12 protein-coding genes are annotated in these 16,932 nt (G+C 45.6%); all 12 read right to left on the bottom strand.

Going from position 1 to position 16,932, the window contains the following annotated elements; genetic code table 11:
• Positions 1 to 227: 227 nt before the first annotated feature.
• The 12 genes from secA to murE all read right to left on the bottom strand — a co-directional run bounded on the left by secA (position 228) and on the right by murE (position 16,928).
• Entirely contained in the window at positions 228 to 2,954 is a 2,727-nt protein-coding gene (gene secA / locus AB6E51_RS07700; protein WP_372057793.1) for a preprotein translocase subunit SecA, read from the bottom strand.
• Between the two features lie 389 nt (positions 2,955 to 3,343).
• Positions 3,344 to 4,261, bottom strand: coding sequence for a UDP-3-O-acyl-N-acetylglucosamine deacetylase (gene lpxC, locus AB6E51_RS07695; protein ID WP_010434751.1), 918 nt, complete (start codon positions 4,259 to 4,261; stop codon positions 3,344 to 3,346).
• Positions 4,262 to 4,357: 96 nt separating this feature from the next.
• Positions 4,358 to 5,587, bottom strand: coding sequence for a cell division protein FtsZ (gene ftsZ / locus AB6E51_RS07690; protein WP_017059291.1), 1,230 nt, complete (start codon positions 5,585 to 5,587; stop codon positions 4,358 to 4,360).
• Positions 5,588 to 5,618: 31 nt separating this feature from the next.
• Positions 5,619 to 6,887, bottom strand: coding sequence for a cell division protein FtsA (ftsA, locus tag AB6E51_RS07685; protein WP_010434747.1), 1,269 nt, complete (start codon positions 6,885 to 6,887; stop codon positions 5,619 to 5,621).
• Positions 6,880 to 7,572, bottom strand: coding sequence for a cell division protein FtsQ/DivIB (locus AB6E51_RS07680; RefSeq protein ID WP_017059290.1), 693 nt, complete (start codon positions 7,570 to 7,572; stop codon positions 6,880 to 6,882). Before AB6E51_RS07680 ends, ftsA begins: the two co-directional genes overlap by 8 nt.
• 278 nt (positions 7,573 to 7,850) lie before the next feature.
• The gene (gene murC, locus AB6E51_RS07675) at positions 7,851 to 9,311 is read right to left on the bottom strand and encodes a UDP-N-acetylmuramate--L-alanine ligase (protein ID WP_017059288.1); all 1,461 of its coding nucleotides are present in this window, start codon (positions 9,309 to 9,311) and stop codon (positions 7,851 to 7,853) included.
• 13 nt (positions 9,312 to 9,324) lie between these two features.
• Positions 9,325 to 10,386 (bottom strand): undecaprenyldiphospho-muramoylpentapeptide beta-N-acetylglucosaminyltransferase, encoded by a 1,062-nt coding sequence (gene murG / locus AB6E51_RS07670; RefSeq protein WP_371721371.1) that lies wholly within the window; start codon positions 10,384 to 10,386, stop codon positions 9,325 to 9,327.
• 12 nt (positions 10,387 to 10,398) lie between these two features.
• Positions 10,399 to 11,595 carry a cell division protein FtsW gene (ftsW, locus tag AB6E51_RS07665; protein ID WP_065584711.1) on the bottom strand — a complete coding sequence of 399 codons (1,197 nt, stop codon included), beginning with the start codon at positions 11,593 to 11,595 and terminating at the stop codon, positions 10,399 to 10,401.
• A 22-nt stretch (positions 11,596 to 11,617) separates the two neighbouring features.
• Positions 11,618 to 12,934 carry a UDP-N-acetylmuramoyl-L-alanine--D-glutamate ligase gene (gene murD, locus AB6E51_RS07660; RefSeq protein ID WP_029235639.1) on the bottom strand — a complete coding sequence of 439 codons (1,317 nt, stop codon included), beginning with the start codon at positions 12,932 to 12,934 and terminating at the stop codon, positions 11,618 to 11,620.
• 57 nt (positions 12,935 to 12,991) lie between these two features.
• Positions 12,992 to 14,074 carry a phospho-N-acetylmuramoyl-pentapeptide-transferase gene (gene mraY / locus AB6E51_RS07655; RefSeq protein WP_008223690.1) on the bottom strand — a complete coding sequence of 361 codons (1,083 nt, stop codon included), beginning with the start codon at positions 14,072 to 14,074 and terminating at the stop codon, positions 12,992 to 12,994.
• Positions 14,071 to 15,444: a UDP-N-acetylmuramoyl-tripeptide--D-alanyl-D-alanine ligase gene (murF, locus tag AB6E51_RS07650; RefSeq protein ID WP_372057794.1), complete on the bottom strand. Its 1,374-nt coding sequence runs from the start codon at positions 15,442 to 15,444 to the stop codon at positions 14,071 to 14,073. Before murF ends, mraY begins: the two co-directional genes overlap by 4 nt.
• On the bottom strand, positions 15,444 to 16,928 hold the full coding sequence (murE, locus tag AB6E51_RS07645) for a UDP-N-acetylmuramoyl-L-alanyl-D-glutamate--2,6-diaminopimelate ligase (RefSeq protein ID WP_372057795.1): 1,485 nt from the start codon (positions 16,926 to 16,928) through the stop codon (positions 15,444 to 15,446). Before murE ends, murF begins: the two co-directional genes overlap by 1 nt.
• Positions 16,929 to 16,932: the final 4 nt, after the last annotated feature.

Below are 16,932 nucleotides of genomic sequence, written 5' to 3'. Positions count from 1 at the left end.
ACTACGCTCACTCCTCGCTATAGGGAATGACAACTTCCTTGCGTAACAAAGTAAGCCATGAAATTTACATACAAAAAGAGCCGCCTAAGCGACTCTTTATATTCTATTTGTCAGTTTTATGAAGCTAAGTTGTAGTGTATGAGAGCAAGGCGGTGGCACGGAGCTTACGACTGTAAGTGAGTACCACCAACGCAGCTATCATGCGCTACAGCAACGATTCATTAAACTTACGCGATTTTACCGTGACACTGCTTGTACTTCTTACCGCTACCACATGGGCATGGCTCGTTACGGCCAACTTTACGCTCGTCACGCACTACCGTTTGTGGAGATGCCGCTTCAGCTTCATCGTCAGCTAGCTGGTTTTCAGCTGTTGCATGTTGCGCTTGTGCACGACGCGCCGCTTCTTCAGCTTGAGCTTGACGTTGAGCTTCCATCTTTTCAACTTCTTCTTGTTGCTGAACGCGCACTTTAGAAAGGATGGTAACAACGTCTGTTTTCAGTACATCTAGTAGGCCTTCAAACAGTTCAAACGACTCGCGCTTGTACTCTTGTTTCGGGTTCTTCTGAGCATAACCACGTAAGTGGATACCTTGACGAAGGTGATCCATCGCAGCCAAGTGCTCTTTCCAAAGGCCGTCTAGCGTTTGTAGCATCACAGATTTCTCGAAGTTACGCAGTACTTGAGCACCAACCACTTCTTCTTTCTGTTTGTACGAATCAACCGCCATAGCAAGAATACGCTCACGCAATGCTTCTTCATAAAGCTTGTCGTCTTCGTCTAACCAACCTTGAATATCAAAGTCTAGATCGAAGTCATTCTTCAGACGATCTTGCAGACCCGCGATATCCCACATATCTTCAAGAGACTGAGGTGCGATGTATTCATCAATCACTGATGCCAATACATCTTCACGGTTGTGTTCGATCATCTCGCTGATATCGTCAGAGCTCATCAGTTCATCACGAAGCTCATAAACCACTTTACGTTGGTCATTGGCTACATCATCGTACTCAAGAAGCTGCTTACGAATATCGAAGTTACGACCTTCAACTTTACGTTGTGCTTTTTCAATTGAGCGAGAAAGCATCTTAGATTCGATCGCTTCGCCTTCGTCCATACCACTTTGGATAAGACCAGCCATACGATCCGATGTGAAGATACGTAGCAGAGAATCTTCCATTGATAGGTAGAAACGAGAAGAACCCGCATCACCTTGACGACCAGAACGACCACGTAGCTGGTTGTCGATACGGCGAGATTCATGACGCTCAGTACCAATGATGTGCAGACCACCTGACTCAAGCACTTTATCGTGGATTACTCTCCAGTCAGCTTTGATCTTCTCGATCTGCTCTTTGGTTGGATTCTCTAGCTTCTCAACTTGTGCCTGCCAGCTACCACCTAATACGATATCGGTACCACGACCAGCCATGTTAGTTGCGATAGTTACCGCACTCGGCATACCAGCTTGTGCAACGATCTCTGCTTCCATTTCGTGGAATTTAGCATTTAGAACGCTGTGCTTAATTTTTGCTTTTTTCAGTGCGTTAGACAGTAGTTCAGACTTCTCGATAGAAACCGTACCAACCAATGATGGCTGACCAGCAGCTACACGGTCTTTGATGTCTTCAATGATCGCATTGAACTTGTCTTCTTCGGTACGATAAACCACATCTGGCATATCGTTACGAACCATAGGCTTGTTGGTTGGGATAACCACTGTTTCTAGGCCGTAGATAGACTGAAATTCGAAAGCTTCTGTATCGGCTGTACCTGTCATACCTGACAGTTTTTCGTATAGACGGAAGAAGTTCTGGAATGTAATCGATGCTAGCGTCTGGTTTTCATTCTGAATCTTCACACCTTCTTTAGCTTCAACAGCTTGGTGTAAACCTTCAGACCAACGACGACCTGGCATAGTACGACCAGTATGTTCATCAACGATAACCACTTCGCCTTCTTCAGTAACGATGTAGTCGACGTCTTTCTCAAACAGTACGTGTGCACGCAGCGCTGCATTAACATGGTGCAATAGGCTGATATTAGTTGGAGAGTAAAGCGTGTCACCCTCTTCCATCAGGCCGTTTTTGACCATTAGCTCTTCTACAAATTCTTGACCGTTTTCAGTCAGGTGAACCTGTTTCGATTTCTCGTCCAAGGTGTAGTGACCTTCACCACGGTACTCTTCAGAATCTTCTTTATCTTGGCGCTCAAGGTTAGGGATCAACGTGTTAATACGCGTGTAAAGATCTGAACTATCTTCAGCTGGGCCAGAGATAATAAGTGGAGTACGAGCTTCATCGATTAAGATTGAGTCAACCTCATCGACAACAGCAAAGAAGCGCTCACGTTGAACACGATCTTCAGCACGGAAAGCCATGTTGTCACGTAGGTAATCGAAGCCAAACTCGTTGTTTGTTCCGTATAGGATATCCGCTTGGTACGCTTCTTTCTTCTCTGGTGGAGCCATGTTTGGCACGTTTACGCCAACAGTCATACCAAGGAATTCAAATAATGGGCGGTTTGTTTCCGCATCACGCTTCGCTAGGTAGTCGTTCACCGTTACTACGTGAACACCTTTGCTAGGTAGGGCGTTAAGATAAGCTGGTAGGGTTGCTGTAAGAGTCTTACCTTCACCAGTACGCATTTCTGCAATTTGGCCAGCATTTAGAACCATGCCACCAATCATTTGCACGTCAAAGTGACGCATGCCGTAAACACGCTTAGACGCTTCACGTACCGTAGCAAATGCTTCAGGTAGAAGTTGGTCTAGCGATTCACCTTTATCTAAGCGCTCACGAAACTCAACCGTTTTTGCTTTTAGCTCTTCGTCTGAAAGAGCTTCAAACGTTGGTTCGTAGTTATTAATTTCTTTTACAATTTTTCTAAGGCGGCGCAGTGTTCTGTCATTGCGACTGCCAATTACCTTTGTCAGCAGCTTAGTAATCATGTGCTTGGAATCTCTTCGTTCTCAGATCGTCCGCGATCTATTTTAAATGCCGTCAGTGTCTCTACTAGCTATGAACTAGTCTTCAGTTACTAACCAAGGATACTGAGATAAATCTAGTATCTTTGATATTGTACTTGAGAGTAGAGTTTTCAAGGCTTGAGTTAAAATTAATGCCCTTTAGTGTAAGTAATTTTCACACCAACAACCATTTATAACCCCATTTGTTTGATGTGCTTGGAACTTTTCTTTCTAATTGCTGATGGATTAGCCAGACTGCAGCTCATTGGGAGACAACTTTCGGATGTTGACGACACTGTATCTGGAAAATAGATACAAAAAACCAGGTCAATGACCTGGTTTTCGAAATCTTATATTGCTGTAAACAACAATTACGCTAGAACCATTCCTGGCTCAGCAAATGCAACAGGAGAGCCTACTTCTTCTTCGAATGTTGCCCACTCCCAAGCTTCTGCGTCAGCAAGTACTGCACGTAGTAGTTGGTTGTTTAGGCCGTGACCTGATTTGTATGCACGGAACTCACCAATAATAGCGTGTCCACACATGTACAAGTCACCAATCGCGTCTAGTACTTTATGAGTTACGAACTCATTGTCAAAACGTAGACCTTCTTCATTAAGAATTCGGTATTCGTCCAGTACGATAGCATTATCAAAGCTACCGCCAAGTACTAGGTTTTGAGATTGTAGATACTCAATGTCGCGCATGAAGCCGAAAGTACGAGCGCGAGAAATTTCTTTCACAAAACCTTGTGAAGAGAAATCAAACAACAAACGTTGCTCATCAGATTCAATAGCTGGGTGGTTAAAGTCGATCTCAAAGTCCATACGGAAGCCGTTAAATGGAACAAATTCTGCCCACTTATCGCCATCTTCAAAACGGATAGGCTTTTTGATACGAATAAAACGCTTCGCTGCATTCAGTGTTTCTACACCCGCTTGCTGTAGCAAGTATACGAATGGGCTTGCGCTACCATCCATAATTGGGATCTCAGGTGCATCTACTTCAACAATAATGTTGTCGATGCCCATACCCGCTAAAGCTGCGTTAAGGTGTTCCACTGTAGAGATACGTACGCCTTCGTCATTAACAAGAGCTGTACATAGCATAGTGTCACGAACTGACGCTGGATCAGCTGGGAAATCTACAGGTGGATTTACATCTGTACGACGATAAACAATACCTGTATTTGCAGCTGCCGGGCGAAGAGTAAGTGTGACTTTACGACCAGAGTGGAGACCCACACCAGTTGTTTTCACAATTTCTTTCAGAGTACGTTGTCTGATCATCTGCTTGCCTCGTTATCAGTGCTACAAATCACGGTCAGTATTTACCGACCGAGAATTTTACCATTAATTCGACGATAGTCAAATTTTGGGTATTTGTTAATCAGCCTGACGTCGTAAGAATGCTGGAATATCTAAGTATCCACTCTCTTTCTCAGCCTTAGGTGCTGCACTTTGGCTAGCGCCTGTACCTGAAGAAACAGGTGACGTTGTTGGCTGCGGCTTAACTTGAGGTTTAACCTCAGTTTTTTCTTGCAATGGTTGTGCCACTTTCTCTTCCACTTTTGGTGCAGTTTGAGCCGCTACCTGTGGTTGAGGAGTTGGTGCAACCTTAGCTTTACCACCAGCAACTAATGTAATGTCTGGTTTTTTCTCTGTGCCGATACCTGTTGCTACAACAGTTACACGGATTTCATCCGTCATATCAGGGTCTAGAGAAGTACCAATCACAACTGTTGCGTTATCAGATGCGAATGCCTTAACTGTATTACCTACTGTTTCGAATTCATCTAGACGCATATCTAGGCCTGCTGTGATGTTCACAAGAACGCCACGTGCGCCAGCTAGGTCGATGTCTTCTAGTAGTGGGCTAGAAATTGCCGTTTCAGCAGCTTCTTCAGCACGGTCTTCACCTTTTGCGATACCGCTACCCATCATTGCATGACCCATCTCAGACATTACGGTGCGAACATCCGCGAAATCGACGTTAATCATACCAGGGCGAGTAATTAGCTCAGCGATACCTTGTACAGCGTTTTTAAGTACATCATTGGCACTTGCGAAAGCTTCTAGCAGAGTTACGCCGCGGCCAAGTACTTTAAGTAGCTTCTCATTTGGAATCGTAATTAAAGAATCCACATGTTTAGAAAGCTCTTCAATACCTTGCTCAGCAAACGCTAAACGTTTTTTGCCTTCAAAGCTAAATGGCTTAGTTACAACAGCAACCGTTAGCACACCCAACTCTTTCGCAACTTCAGCAATAACTGGAGCAGCACCTGTACCAGTACCACCGCCCATACCAGCTGCGATAAATACCATATCGGCGCCAGTTAGAACTTCTTTAATTCTTTCTCGATCTTCGAGAGCTGCATCACGGCCTACTTGTGGGTTTGCACCAGCGCCCAAACCTTTAGTGATATCACCACCAATTTGGATCACGCTGCTCACGCTTGTTTTACGAAGTGCTTGTGCATCAGTGTTAACACTGATGAATTCTACGCCTTCGATTGATTCACGTACCATGTGCTCAACAGCGTTACCGCCACCGCCACCAACTCCAACGACTTTAATTACTGCATCGTCAGACATTTCCATCATCGGTTCAAACATGTGTTATCTCCGTTTTTTCCTGCAACTCAGGTTAAAACTCTTTTTGTATCCAATTACGCAATTTGCCAAATAAACCAGACATAGAAGGTGCTGAACGCTTAGGTTCGCTGTAATCACCTTCATCACTGATCTGACAATCTCTTGCGTAATGAAGTAAACCAACCGCCGTAGAATGATACGGCTCTTTAACATAGTCAGTTAAGCCACTAACTTCTAACGGCTTACCAACTCGAACTTGATTGCGGAAAACACGTTCCGCACACTCTACCAATCCGTCAATTTGTGCCGCTCCACCAGTGAGAACGACGCCAGCTGCAAGGTGGTGTTTAATACCTTCATCTCGTAGCTGTAATTGAACCGTATCAATAGTTTGGTTAACGAGACCCATAAGTTCAGTGTAACGTGGTTCAATCACTTCCGACAAAGTTTGTCGTTGCAAACTTCTCGATGGGCGACCACCAACACTTGGGACGTTAACAGAGTCATCCTTGCTTACGAGTTCACTCAGAGCGCAACCATGGTTTACTTTTATCTCTTCAGCATCGCTCACTGGCGTGCCGAAAGCGAAGGCAATATCACTGGTTACTGCATTTCCTGCGTAGGAAAAGACTTCTGTGTGTCGAAGTGCGCCGCCAGTCCAAATGGAAATATCCATTGTACCCGCACCGATATCGACAACACATACTCCAAGCTCTCTCTCGTCTTCAGTAATTACCGCATTGCTTGAGGCAAGTCCTGAAAACACGATTTGTTCTACTGTGAGACCACATCGTTCAACAGCTTTAATAATGTTTCTCGCCATGTCGCTATGGCAAGAAATTAGGTGAACACTGACTTCCATTCGAACACCAGATAAGCCAAGTGGGTTCTTAATCCCTTCTTGATAATCAATGGTAAATTCTTGTGGGATCACGTGCAGAATTCTCTGCTCATCACCTATTTTAATTGATTTCGCGGTATGGATCGCTCGATCCATATCGTCTTGAGACACCTCTTCATCAGAGATAGTGCCCATGCCTTTTTCAATTCGGCTTGCGATATGTTTACCCGATAGCGAGATAAATACATTGCTGATTTGGCATTCCGCCATCAACTCTGCTTGATCAATAGCTCGCTGAACCGACTTAACTACCGACTCTAGGTCGTTTACACCACCTTTATCCATACCTCTGGATGGGCTTTGCCCAGAACCAATGATATTGATTTGACCATCAGGCAATATTTCACCAACCAGAGCTGATATGGTCGCAGTGCCTATATCAAGACCAACGATTATGTTGTCATCTGCGGTCTTAGTCATCTGTGCTCTCTTCTAACTCTTGCTCTGGAAACCAGCCTACAGCGGCTCCCGTATCATACCTGAGGTCGATGTAGCTCACTTGATTCGCTTTACTACCAAGTTCGTTGTAAAGCGAAATGAAGCGTTCAACACGCTCATCTAAAGAATCTTTACCTAGTTCTAAACGGATACCGTTATCTAGGATTATTTGCCAAGCGCGACGCTCATTGAGAACGAGAGAGGTAACGGTTAACCCTAGACTGTTAATCAAAGGGGTTATCTGTCGCCACTTTTCTATCACTTCTTGGCTGGTGCCGTCTGGGCCGTAAAGCTTAACTCTATCGCCCTTCAACAGGCCGATATCACCATTAAACACCTGACCATCGTCATTCAGCAGCATGTTACCGTTCCAGATTGCTGCCGCATGGTACTCAGTCAAAAATACTTTTATTGTGTCTGGCCACTGCTTACGAATGGAGACCACTGAAACCCAAGGTAACGCTTCTAAACTGTCTTGCAACACACCGATGTCTTGCGACATGAAGGTTCCAATGTGCTCTAGCTCGCTAAAGGCATGTTGAACATCACCAGCGGTTACGTAAGTTAAGTCGCCTTGAAGTACTATTTTGGAGAGAGGCAATCGCTGATCGTCCCACATCCAAGTTAGTGTGGTATAGAAAAGAAACCCAATGAATAGCAATACCATGACAAAAAAAGACCCGCCTAAGGCGTGTTTCTTGAGCGACGGTAAACTGAATAGGTGGCGGTTTTCGCTAAAAGTACTTTCTACCAAAGCCCGCATTCCCTGTCGTTGGTTCGCAATTCTATTCCCTATCTTCGTAATAGAGGTAAAAGCACTTACTTTAACCTATGAATTATACTGAGCAAAATCAAACTATCAAACGTTGATAATAAGATTTTTGGTCAATTTTAGGTCAATCGCAAGAAGTGAGCGATCAACCACAGTCTGTATACAGTATTCTGTTACGCGTTTTGCATCTTATTAATGTCTAATTGTAGCGATTCAAGTTGCTTCGCTACACGACCAACATCGCCTGCACCCTGCGTTAAAACAAGGTCACCGCCTTGAATTACGTTGGCTAAAGCCGATGGCAGTGCGTTGATATCGGCAACAAAGATTGGGTCTATCTTACCACGCCCACGAATAGTTCGACTTAATGAACGTCCGTCAGCCCCTGCAATCGGTTTCTCACCTGCAGAATAAACATCTAACAGAATTAGGACATCAACCTGCTCAAGAACGTTCGCGAAATCATCATACAGATCGCGAGTACGGCTATAACGGTGCGGTTGGAAGATCATAACAAGACGTTTATCAGTCCAGCCACTACGAGCAGCTTGAATCGTCACATCAACTTCGGTTGGGTGATGACCGTAATCATCGACCAGCATTGCAACGCCTTTACCTGTTTCATACTCACCTAGGTGATCGAAACGGCGACCCGTGCCTTCCGTTCCCGCCATCGCTTTGAGAATCGCTTCATCGCTGATGTCATCTTCTGTTGCAACAGCAATCGCCGCGGATGCATTCAATGCATTGTGACGACCTGGAATGTTTAACGTGATATCAAGGTTAGCTTTACCTTCACGTACCACTGTGAATTTGCCTTGCTGGCCTTCTTGTACGTAGTTCTCAATACGAATATCCGCATCTTCAGAGAAACCGTAAGTAATCACCTGGCGACTTACCTGAGGAATAAGCTCACGCACTACTGGATCATCAACACACATCACAGCCTGACCGTAGAATGGTAGGTTGTGTAAAAAATCAATAAACGTCTGCTTTAGCGTTTCAAAATCGCCGCCGTAGGTATCCATATGATCCGCTTCAATGTTAGTTACGATACTAACCATAGGTTGCAGATGTAAAAATGAAGCATCACTCTCATCGGCTTCAGCGATAAGAATACGGCTTGAACCTAAACGTGCGTTAGTGCCAGCACTTTTAACCAAACCACCGTTTACGAAGGTTGGATCTAGGCCGGCTTCCGAGTAAATCTGTGTCACTAGCGCAGTCGTGGTTGTTTTACCGTGCGTACCTGCCACAGCAATACCGTGACGAAAACGCATCAGCTCAGCCAGCATTTCTGCACGACGAACGATCGGTGTGCGCGCTTCACGAGCTGCAATAATTTCTGGGTTTTCTTCGTTGATAGCGGTTGAAACAACCACCACACTTGCGTCGGCAACGTTACTCGCTTGGTGACCGATATAAACGGTCGCACCCTTGCTAACTAAACGATCAGTCACTGGGTTTTGAGCAATATCAGAACCCGTGATCTGGTAGCCTTCATTTAGCAAGACTTCAGCAATCCCGCTCATTCCGGCACCACCAATACCAATGAAGTGGATAGATTTAACACGGCGCATCTCTGGCACCATTGCACGGATTTGCGCTAAGTCTTGGGTATGTTCAATCGTCATCAATTCAATCTCATTATTTTGCTAAAGCTTTAATCGCTTCAGCGACGGTCACATCAGCATCAAGCTTGGCGGCTTGACGAGCTTTTGTTGCCATCATTTTTAATTCATTTCTATCAAGCTGCGCGATAGTGTTCGCTAGCTTATCAGCCGTTAGTTGAGGCTGTTCAATCATTAACGCTGCGCCACATTCAACTAAATGGTCGGCATTCAACGCTTGTTGTCTGTCTTTGTGCATAAACGGAACGAAGATAGAACCGACACCTGCCGCAGACACTTCTGATACGGTTAATGCACCTGAGCGACACACTAATAGATCTGCCCACTCATAAGCTTGCGCCACATCATCAATAAATTCAGTCACTTGAACATTACCAACAGAATGTGATTTGTATTGCTCAATAACTTGTTGTTGATTGTTCTTACCCGCTTGGTGCATCACAGTGAAGCCTTCACCAAGCTGCGCCATCGTTACTGGCAAGGTATCGTTTAGGATTTTTGCGCCCTGACTGCCGCCCATAACCAAGATGCGGATGTCACCATCACGCTCAGCCATGCGTTGCTCGGGTTCAGCTAAGGCAACCACATCTTCGCGTACTGGGTTACCCACCACTTCTGCGGTAGGGAAAGCACCAGGGAAAGCTTGGAAAACCTTTTTAGCAATCTTAGACAGCCATTGGTTGGTTAAACCTGCCACTGCATTTTGTTCATGGAGAACCACTGGAATGCCAGACAACCATGCCGCGATACCACCCGGGCCACTCACGTAACCACCCATGCCAAGTACCACATCAGGCTGCCATGCTTTAATGTGTTGTCTTGCTTGAAGTATGGCACTAATAATCTGGAACGGCGCTTTAATTAACTTGCTAATGCCTTGACCACGCAGGCCTTTCACTTTGATGAAGTCGATTTCAATGCCATGCTTTGGCACTAAATCCGCTTCCATTCTGTCTGCTGTGCCTAACCAGCGAATTTCCCAACCTTGTTGCTGAAGCTTTTTCGCTACTGCTAACCCTGGGAAAACGTGACCGCCAGTACCACCAGCCATCACTAAAAGTTTTTTGTTTTGTTTCATCACGTTAGATTCTTATTCTACTAATTCGTTTTGACTATCAGCTTGTTCTTTTTGTTGCATTCGGCATTCGTGGTCAATGCGCAGCAGCATTGATACCGCCACAGACATAACAATTAAACTCGAACCACCATAACTGATTAGCGGTAGGGTTAGACCTTTGGTCGGAACGATGCCAGATGCAGCACCTACGTTAACAAGCGTCTGAAACGCAAACCAAATACCAATACCAAAAGCCAGATAGCCGCTGAACACTTGATCGTGTTCAAAGGCTTTTTTACCTATCAGAATGGCTTTTAACACCAAGCTGAAGATCAACATTAATACTAAGGTAACACCGACAAAGCCAAGCTCTTCAGCCAACACAGCAAATACAAAATCGGTATGCGCTTCTGGTAAGTATTCGAGTTTTTGAATCGAGTTACCAAGCCCTTGCCCCATCCAATCACCACGGCCAAACGCCATCAATGACTGAGTTAACTGGTAACCACTGCCGAACGGGTCGTTCCAAGGTTCCCAGAATGAGGTAACACGTCGAACACGATAAGGTTCTATAACAATCAAACCGACGACCGCGGCAATACCTGCCACCATCAAGGCGATAAACTGTGAAAGCTTGGCACCAGCAATGAATAGCATGCCGAACAGGGTCACTAGCATTACGACCACAGTACCTAAATCGGGCTGGCCTAGCAGCAGCACGGCAAAAGCGCCGAATACCATGATCGGTTTACCAAAACCACCGAAGAAGGTTTTTCTCACTTCATCTTGCTTCCGAACCAAGTAGCCCGCCATAAAGATAAACAGCGATAACTTGGCGACTTCAGCGGGTTGTAAGTTAAATAGCCCTAATGGGATCCAACGCGATGCGCCGTTAACCGACTTACCGACGGCTAATACCACAATCAGCAAGAAGAAGGACAAGCCCAGTAGATACATACTGTATTGAAACCAGCGTTGCATCGGGATTTGCAATATGACGCTAGAGACACCTAACGCCAATACAAGGAAGATGGCATGACGGAACATAAAGTGAAACGGCTGATCGGTTAAACGAGCACTGATGGGGAACGAAGCAGACGTCACCATCACCAAACCTGTCAGCATTAGCCCAAGAGCAATCCACACCAATTGACGATCGTAAAGCGCCTCGGGAGTAGCACGGTTTAGCCACTGCCAGATGGATTGATTAATCTCTTTGACTCTTTGCACTGAATGTTAGTCCTTCAACACGTTAAGCATACTCATGAGCAAGCTCAGTGAACGCATCACCTCTTGCCATGAAATTATTAAATTGATCGAAGCTTGCGCACGCCGGAGACAGCATCACCATATCTCCAGCCACCAGCTGTGGCGAGATAGATTCGATTATCTGCTGCATGGTATCGAACTTTTGTGCCGATGGGTGCAGAGGCATGAATTGATCTGCATCTTCACCGAAACAACACAGCTGAACACGCTCAAGTTGCGCCAATACTGGTTCAAGCTCACTAAAGTCAGCACCTTTACCAACGCCGCCAACCAAAAGATATAACGTACCTTGATACTCCAACCCAGACAGGGCTGCCAATGTGCTGGCTACATTCGTTGCTTTGGAGTCATTAACCCATTTGATTTCGCGCTTGTCAGCCACGACTTGGCAACGATGCGTCAAACCGTTATAGGCCTTCAAAGCATCAAGACTTTTGCTGTAGTCGATACCAACTTGCTTCAATAGTGCAAGTGAGACTAACGCATTCGCCACATTGTGACGTCCAACCAATGTTAAATCTTGGGTAGCAAGGACAGGTTTACCGTGATCGACCAACCACTCAGTACTATCAATCGTTGATACACCAAACTCTTGGTTATCTAGGCCAAAAGTCAACAATGGCATTGTCTGGTCAGGGTAAGTCTCTTTGTCTTCACGATTAACAATCGCACACTGCGCGTTATTAAAGATTCTTAACTTGGCCTCACGGTAATCAGCCATGCCTTGATAGCGATCCATATGATCTTCAGACAGATTTAAGAATGCCGCAGCGGCAAGTTTTAAATTCGATGTGGTTTCTAGCTGAAAACTTGAAAGTTCAAGGACATATAAATCCGCATCAAGTTCTAGAAGGTCTAGGGCAGGAATGCCAATATTGCCGCCAACGCCAACATTAAGCCCAGCAGCCTTAGCAAGCACACCAGTCAAATCCGTCACGGTACTCTTACCGTTTGAACCAGTAATCGCCACAACAGGCTTATCTACAGCCCAACCAAACAGCTCGATGTCGCCAACGACAGGCGTACCCGCTTGAAGCACATCTTGAATTTCAGGTGTCGCTAAAGCAATGCCTGGGTTAGCAACCACCAGATCAGCCTCAGCTAGCCATTGGCTATTCCAGCTTCCAGAATGCAGCTCTACCGACTCAGGCAAAGATTCCTTTCCTGGTGGTAGCTCTCGCGTATCAATTACCTTTACGCAAGTATGGGGCTGATATTTTACGAGATGTTTAACGACAGAGAGCCCGGTAATACCGAGCCCCACAACCACTACATTTTGAATATTTTGCCAACGTTCCATTCAAACAAGATGCTCTTAATAGTTCAAAGAGCCTCTAATACAGAGGCTCGCATAGGATTAACGAACTTTCAGTGTCGCTAGACCAATCAGTACCAATACCATTGAGATGATCCAAAAGCGTACGATAACACGCGGTTCTGGCCAGCCTTTCAACTCATAGTGGTGGTGAATCGGTGCCATACGGAAAATACGCTGACCACGTAATTTGTAAGAGCCCACCTGCAGGATTACTGACAAGGTCTCCATTACAAACACACCACCCATGATCACTAGTACCAACTCTTGACGAACGAGTACCGCAATCACACCTAACGCACCACCCAGTGCTAGAGAGCCAACATCGCCCATGAATACTTGTGCTGGGTAAGTGTTAAACCATAGGAAGCCAAGGCCTGCACCAACGATAGCAGTACATACCACAACCAGTTCAGAGGTGTATGGGATGTATGGAATGTGTAGGTATGCTGCAAAGTTAACGTTACCTGTCGCCCAAGCGATAACAGCAAAACCAGCTGCAACCATAACCGTTGGCATAATCGCCAAGCCGTCTAGGCCATCAGTTAGGTTTACCGCGTTACTAGTACCCACAATAACAAAGTAAGTCAGCACGATGTACAGCAGGCCAAGTTGTGGCATCACATCTTTAAAGAAAGGCACCACTAATTGTGTCGCAGCAGTGTCTTGCCCATGAGCATACAGAGCAAACGCCACAACCAATGCAATAGCCGATTGCCAGAAGTACTTCCAACGCGCAATCAAGCCATCAGTGTTCTTACGAACGACTTTACGATAATCATCAACAAAACCAACTGCACCGTAACCGCCTAGCACGACAAGTACGGCCCAAACGTAAGGGTTTGATAAGTCAGCCCAAAGTAAGACCGTAATGATGATCGCAGCAAGGATCATCACACCACCCATGGTTGGTGTACCACGCTTACTGAAGTGAGATTCTGGGCCGTCATTACGAACAACTTGGCCAATTTGCAGCATTTGCAGACGCTCAATTAAACGAGGTCCCATCCACAGCGACAGACATAAAGCCGTCAAAATGCTCGCGATTGCACGAAACGATAAGTATTCGAACAAACGGAAAAAAGAAAAGTGTGGCTGTAGTAGCTCTGCAAGCCAAATTATCATGAAAAGTTCTCCTTTAAAGCAGCGGCTATTTTACTCATTCCTGCACTATTGGCGCCTTTTACCAACAAGGTATGTGGCGCGTTTTCTGGCAAGCTCAAGTGCTGCTCTATGTGCGCGATCATCGCTTCATGCGTTGCAAAGTGAGTGCCGTTACACACTTCACTAATCACCTTGGTATCATCACCGTAAGTGAGTACATGCTCAAAAGCGAATGGGGCAGCATATTCACCGACTTGACGGTGAAGTGCAAGGCTTTCGTCGCCTAATTCAGCCATATTGCCTAAAATCAACCAACGCTGACCTTTGAAGCTCGACAGCAGTTTGGCTGCCGCCTTCATCGCAGGTACGCTAGCGTTATAACTGTCATCTATCAGCTTGATATTCTGACTTAATTGTTGAACCTCAACTCGTCCTTTGACAGAGATAAGATTCGCTAAACCATTTTTTACTTCTTCAAGCGTGGCACTAAACTGGATACTCAACGCTGCTGCAGCCAACGCATTCGCTACGTTATGCTGACCAATAATGCCAAGCTCAACCGGTATAGCGCCTTGCGGCGTTTGCATCTCAAAGCAAGCTTCGCCCTGCTCATTAATGCGAATATTCTTAGCAAAGTAATCTGCCGTACTGTCGCTTTCTGAAAATGTCAGTACGTTTTTGTCTGCAAGCACATCTTTCCAGAAGTCACCACCATTGCTCTCTAGGTTAACAATAGCAGTATCACCAGCAGCAAGCCCCTGAAAAATTTCGCCTTTCGCTTGTTTAACACCATCAATTGAGCCAAAGCCTTCTAGATGCGCGGCAGCTACGTTATTCACCAACGCCACCTGCGGTTTCACAAGTTGCGTGGTATAGGCGATTTCACCAATATGGTTCGCGCCCAGTTCTATCACGGCATAGTCGTCATTGGGCTCACTGCGCAGTAAGGTTAGTGGTACACCAATATCATTATTGAAGTTACCCGCAGTAAACAACACCTTGCCACGTTGTTGCAGAATGCTCGCGACCATCTCTTTGACGGTTGTTTTGCCACAGCTTCCTGTTATCGCCATGGTTGGCACATCACATTGTTTGTGGATCCAAGCACTTAGCTGACCTAAAGCAAGTTTAGTGTCTTCAACAACAACTTGAGTAATATTTAGGTCAAGTTTTCGTTCGACTAACAACGCACTCGCATTTGCCTCAACCGCTTGATGACAAAAGTCATGCGCATCGAAACGTTCTCCGACGATAGCAACAAACAATGCACCTTCTTCAACGGTGCGAGTGTCGGTAGAAACGGCATTAATTACGGCATTGTTTGAGTTACCAGCCTCAATCAACTCACCGCTGACCGCTGAACAAATCTGTTCGAGTGATACATCAATCATTATGAAATACCTAAAAGTTGAAGCGCAGATTCTCGATCTGAGTAATGGATCGTTTCGTCTTTTAATACTTGGTAATCCTCATGGCCTTTACCAGCCAAAAGAATAATGTCATTGCTGCCTGCCTGCTCAAGCGCGAACTTAACCGCTTGGTAGCGATCGTGTTCCACAAATGCAGATTCAGGTTTGTTTAAGCCTGCCAGCATGTCTTTGACAATCAAGGCAGGATCTTCGCTACGAGGATTGTCATCTGAAATAATGATTTTATCGGCGAACTGCTCTGCGGTCGCTGCCATCATCGGGCGTTTCCCTGTGTCACGTTCTCCACCGCAACCAAAGATAGCCCACAATTTTCCCGAGCAGTGCACGCGCAATGCTGCCAGAGCTTTCTCTAACGCGTCTGGTGTATGAGCGTAATCAACAACTACTTTAGCTTTGCTCGGCACTTGGAACAGTTCCATACGACCAATAACAGGCTGAAGCTGAGGTGCAGTATCGACTAATATTTGCTTATCGATGCCCAATGAAAGCAGAGTCGCGAAAGCAACCAATACATTTGATGCGTTAAACTGACCAATTAAAGGAACCGAAAGATCGCCTTGTCCCCAGTTACCATCGAAAGACATCTGAATACCAGTTTCTGCATAAGCGACATCAGACGCCCATACCGATTGTTGATAACCCGTTAGCGGTGATAGTGAAACAGCAATGGCCTTGGATAAATCTGTCATCCAAGCCTTACCCACTTCGTCATCCACATTAATGACGGCATGCTTGCATTTGTGTTGAGTAAACAAGCTCTTCTTCGCCAGAGCGTACTCTTCCATGGTGCCATGGTAATCAAGATGATCACGACTCAAGTTAGTAAAGACACCAACTTCAAAGTCCAAAGCCTTTACTCGACCTTGCACCAAACCATGAGAAGAGATCTCCATCGCAGTATAAACGGCTTTTTCTTCAGCCAACTCACTCAGCGTGCGCTGTATTTCAATCGCGCTGCCTGTGGTGTTAGCCGCTGTTTTTAGATTATCTAGGAAACCATTACCTGTGGTGCCCATTACCGCCGAACGCTGACCAACAAGATCAAGCCATTGAGCAATCAATTGGGTGATGGTGGTTTTGCCATTGGTGCCAGTAACACCAATCAGTTTGGTCGCTTGAGAAGAATAAACTCGACCAGCCAGTTCAGAGAGAATTGAATTTAGCTCCGCTACATAAACAACAGGAACTGCATTTAACCACTCAACCAAGCCATGAGCTTTGTCATCACCAGCCTGTGCAATGACGGCTTTAGCTCCTTGAGCGACCGCTTTGTCGATAAAACGGCGACCATCAACGGCATGTCCAACAATGGCGACGAAAATATCACCTTTCTTGATGGCACGACTATCCAACTCCAATTGCTCAACAGCAATCGACTCTAGTTCTGTTGAATCAAAGTCCCCCCAAGGAGAAAGTAAAGATGACAGCGTGAGGCTATTACTCATATTG

Source organism: Vibrio sp. 10N.247.311.47 (assembly GCF_041467535.1).
Taxonomy (GTDB): domain Bacteria; phylum Pseudomonadota; class Gammaproteobacteria; order Enterobacterales; family Vibrionaceae; genus Vibrio; species Vibrio crassostreae_C.
Note: the sequence above shows the minus strand (reverse complement) of the source record. Positions and strands in the feature narration are given on the sequence as shown.

Bases quoted from the DNA above. Each gene is read 5' to 3' on its own strand.
- murF (WP_372057794.1), bottom strand. From the start codon at position 15,444: ATGATTGATGTATCACTCGAACAGATTTGTTCAGCGGTCAGCGGTGAG.
- mraY (WP_008223690.1), bottom strand. From the start codon at position 14,074: ATGATAATTTGGCTTGCAGAGCTACTACAGCCACACTTTTCTTTTTTC.
- murC (WP_017059288.1), bottom strand. From the start codon at position 9,311: ATGACGATTGAACATACCCAAGACTTAGCGCAAATCCGTGCAATGGTG.
- murD (WP_029235639.1), bottom strand. From the start codon at position 12,934: ATGGAACGTTGGCAAAATATTCAAAATGTAGTGGTTGTGGGGCTCGGT.
- ftsA (WP_010434747.1), bottom strand. From the start codon at position 6,887: ATGACTAAGACCGCAGATGACAACATAATCGTTGGTCTTGATATAGGC.
- AB6E51_RS07680 (WP_017059290.1), bottom strand. From the start codon at position 7,572: ATGGTATTGCTATTCATTGGGTTTCTTTTCTATACCACACTAACTTGG.
- secA (WP_372057793.1), bottom strand. From the start codon at position 2,954: ATGATTACTAAGCTGCTGACAAAGGTAATTGGCAGTCGCAATGACAGA.
- murE (WP_372057795.1), bottom strand. From the start codon at position 16,928: ATGAGTAATAGCCTCACGCTGTCATCTTTACTTTCTCCTTGGGGGGAC.
- lpxC (WP_010434751.1), bottom strand. From the start codon at position 4,261: ATGATCAGACAACGTACTCTGAAAGAAATTGTGAAAACAACTGGTGTG.
- ftsZ (WP_017059291.1), bottom strand. From the start codon at position 5,587: ATGTTTGAACCGATGATGGAAATGTCTGACGATGCAGTAATTAAAGTC.
- murG (WP_371721371.1), bottom strand. From the start codon at position 10,386: ATGAAACAAAACAAAAAACTTTTAGTGATGGCTGGTGGTACTGGCGGT.